The organism is Thermoanaerobaculia bacterium, assembly GCA_035717485.1.
Taxonomy (GTDB): domain Bacteria; phylum Acidobacteriota; class Thermoanaerobaculia; order UBA5066; family DATFVB01; genus DATFVB01.
In genome coordinates this window covers 1-3,736 of the sequence record DASTIQ010000153.1, presented here as the reverse complement: position 1 = coordinate 3,736, position 3,736 = coordinate 1, and the positions used below count along the sequence as shown (strand labels likewise).

The following is a 3,736-nucleotide window of genomic DNA, read 5'->3' as shown; positions in this document are numbered from 1 at the left end:
CTCCCGCGACCCCCGCCAACGTTCCGCGCGGGGAAGCCGCCCGGGCGCTCGAGCGCGTCGACATTTCCGGCGACGCCACTTCCGCGATCGTCTCGATTCTCGGCGACGGCGCCCTGGAAGTGCAGGACTTCGCCCTCCAGAATCCGCCGCGCATCGTCCTCGACGTCGCCGGCGTGAAGAGTGAAGTGCGCCAGCGCGTCGTCCCCGGAACGGGCCCGGTGCTTCGCGCCCGGATCTCCCAGTACCGAACCGCCCCGAAGGTCGCGCGCGTCGTGATCGACCTCGACCGCTCCCGCCCGTATCGGACGGAACGGGACGGCGAGCGGCTCCTCGTGCACCTCGGCGACGCCGTCGCGGCCGCGGCCCCGGCTCCCTCGGCGCCGGCTCCCTCGCCCGTTTCCCGGACGACCGTCGCGGCGGCCCCGGCAGAGCCGTCGACGACTCCGGCTTCGCGGGAACCCGCTCCGACCCAGGCCGCGGTGGCCGCGGAATCGCCCGCGGTGAAGACGATCGAGCTCCCGAAGGAGCCGGTGAAGGTCGCCTCCGCCGAGCGGCCGGTGCATCCGGCGGCGCCCGCGAAGGACGCGCCGAAGCCGGCCGATCCCAACGACACGTCCCTCGCGCGCTATGCGACCGGCCCGGCGGTCGATTCGATCCCGGCCGGGAAGCGCGCTCACGGCATCCTCGAGGCCAGGAAAATGCCGCGGCCGAAAGCGGCCGAGCCCGTCGCCGCCGCTGCTCCTCCGCCGGCGAAGGCCGCCCGGGCGTCCGAAGATCCGCTCTTCGAGTCCGCGGAAGTCATGCTCGACGCGCAGCAGAAGCCGACCGATCGGCAGGAGCTCGCCAACACCTACAAGTCGCGAACCGTCGGCGGCGGCGAGACGCAGTACACCGGCGAACCGATCTCGCTCGACCTGAAGGACGCGGACATCAAGGACGTTTTCCGGACGATCTCCGAGCTGACCGGCCTGAACATCGTCATCGACCCCGACGTCCGCGGCCAGGCGACGGTGAAGCTCGACAACGTTCCCTGGGACCAGGCGCTCGAGCTCATCCTCAAGCAGAACAATCTCGGCTACATCATCGAGAACAACGTGATGCGGATCGCGACGACCGGCAAGCTCCAGAACGAGGAGCAGCAGCGCGCCGCGCTCGACGCGGCCCGCCAGGCCTCGCTTCCGACGAAGACCGTCATCAAGCGGCTCTCGTACGCCAACGTCGGGCAGGCGGCGGGAACCCTGAAGCGGGTCATGTCGCCCCGCGGCGACGTGATCGTCGACGAGCGGACGAACACGCTCATCATCCGCGAGATCCAGGACTACATGCCGACGGTCCTGCAGCTCCTCGAGAACCTGGACCGGCCGACGGAGCAGGTGATCATCGAATCGCGCATCGTCGAAACGACGAAGACGTTCGGCCACACCCTCGGCGTGAACTGGGGCTTCTCCGGAGTCGCCGACGCCGCCCACGGAAACACGACGAACCTGATCTTCCCGAACAACGGGAACCTCGCGGGCACCGTGTTCACGCGCCCGAACGGCGCCGCGCAGCCCTCGACGACCGGACTCGCGCTGCGGCTGGGCAACGTCCTCGACACGTTCAACCTCGACATCGCGTTGAACGCCGCCGAGAACCAGGGTCTCGTCAAGATCATCTCGTCGCCCCGGGTCGCGGCGATGACGAACGAGTCCGCGTCGATCCAGACGGGCCTCCAGATTCCCGTCCAGACCACCGTCAACAACACGACGTCGGTCCTGTACGTCGACGCCACTCTGCAGCTGCAGGTCACGCCCCAGATCACCGCGGAAGGGACGATCCTGATGCAGGTCAACATCCAGAAGCGCGAGCCGGCGCCCGGCGTCCAGATCCAGGGCGGCGGCAACGTCCCGCTCTCGATCCGGCAGGCGCGGACGAAGATCATCGTGAAGGACGGCGGAACGGCCGTCATCGGCGGCATCTTCCAGATGAACGACAACGACAGTTACAACTACGTGCCGGGTCTCGGGAAGATCCCGATCATCGGCAACCTGTTCCGAACGAAGCAGAAGCTCGAGAACCACGACGAGCTCCTGATCTTCATCACGCCGCGGATCATTCACTGAGGGAGCTCACGATGAAACGAACGATGTCCCGAGCCCTGCTCCTCGCCGCCGCCCTGCTGCCGCTGGCGGCCGGCTGCACGAACAAACAGGGAGAGACCGAATCGCCGGTCTACATGACGACGAATCTGGTGACGGGCACCCCGCAGGCGCTGTCGTTCAACATCGCGACCGGCGCGCCTCTCCAGCTCTCGAGCATGGTCGTGACGAGCCATGCCAAGAGCCCGGCCGTGACCGATCCCCAGGGGTTCCAGACGATCGAGCTCCAGAGCTACGTCGTTCACTACACGCGGCTCGACGGGGGGACGAAGGTGCCTCCGGACGAGACGTTCGCGGTCGGCGGCACGATTCCGCTCGGCGGATCGCTCACCCTCAACAACTATCCGGTGATCGAGCCCTCGGCGGTCCAGGCGTCTCCGTTCGACCAGCTCCTCCCGTTCAACGGCGGGATCGACACGCAGACGGGCCAGCCGACGATCCATCTGGGCATCACGGTCACCTTCTACGGCGAAACGGTCGCGGGGACGCGGGTCAAGAGCGACCCGGCGACCCTCGACATCTTCGTCCTGTACAGCGCGGCCTAGAAGGATGCGAATGCGCAACGCGAACATCCCCAAACCCAAGGAGGCGCCCATGCGTCTGACGTTGAACCGAATCGTGGCCCTCGCGGCGATCGCCGCCGCCGGGCTCATGGCCGGCTGCTCGGCGGACAGCCCGGGGCCGACGAGCACGCCTCCTCCGGGACCGGGGACGAACGGGCTGGCCATCACCCTCGTGGCGAATCCGACGAATCCCATCCAGGGGAACTGCTCCCTGGTGACGGTCAACGCCACCCAGAACGGCGCCCCGGTGCCGTCGGGAACCTCGGTCACGCTCTCTTCCACGTTCGGCACGTTCGCCCAGAACGGACTCCAGACGATCTCGCTCGTGACGACCAACGGCGCGACGACCACGGCGATCTGCAGCAATACCGTCGGTCCGGCCACCATCACCGGCAGGGTCACCGTCGGCGCCAAGTCGGCGACCGGTACGACGTCGGTGAACTTCCAGTCGAACGGCGTTCCGACCGGCCCCTTCATCTCGGTCTGCGCGAGCCCGCACACGGGCCCCGTCTCCGGCGGCACGCCGATCACGATCAGCGGCGGCGGCTTCGGGACGAACACGTCGAACGTCCGGGTGTTCTTCCGCTCCGGCGGCGTCGTCCACCAGGGGATCATCACGGCGCTCACCGACTCGCAGATCAGCGTCACCACGCCCGCCTTCCCCGAGCTGGCCGGACTTCCGGCCACACCGGTCGAGGTGGACGTCCTGCTCAACGGCCAGACGCTCGCTTCCGCGAGCTGCTTCACGTACACGAGCGACAATCAGCCCATCGTCACGGCCATCCTGCCGGCCTCCGGGACGAAGATCGGGGGAACGCGAGTGACGATCGTCGGCAGCGGATTCTCCGCTCCCGTCCAGGTGTTCTTCGGCGGGACGCTGGAGGCCCAGGTCGTTTCCGTGTCGCCGACCCAGATCATCGCGATCACCCCCCCGGCCAATGCCCAGGGCCCGGACACGACGTTCCCGCAGAACGTCGACGTCACGGTGAAGGAAGTGAACTGCTCGGGCACGACGTGCACGAGCTCGCCGGTGAC

The 3,736-nt window shown here is 68.0% G+C and carries 3 protein-coding genes; all 3 read left to right on the top strand.

The features are described 5' to 3' along the window. On the top strand, positions 1–2,102 hold a 2,102-nt coding region (gene pilQ / locus VFS34_08250; GenBank protein HET9794440.1), incomplete at its 5' end, for a type IV pilus secretin PilQ. Positions 2,103–2,113: 11 nt separating this feature from the next. After that, on the top strand, positions 2,114–2,683 hold the full coding sequence (locus tag VFS34_08245; protein ID HET9794439.1) for a hypothetical protein: 570 nt from the start codon (positions 2,114–2,116) through the stop codon (positions 2,681–2,683). A 10-nt stretch (positions 2,684–2,693) separates the two neighbouring features. Next, positions 2,694–3,736: IPT/TIG domain-containing protein (locus VFS34_08240; GenBank protein ID HET9794438.1), on the top strand; the 1,043-nt coding region annotated here is incomplete at its 3' end.

Bases quoted from the DNA above. Each gene is read 5' to 3' on its own strand.
- VFS34_08245 (HET9794439.1), top strand. From the start codon at position 2,114: ATGAAACGAACGATGTCCCGAGCCCTGCTCCTCGCCGCCGCCCTGCTG.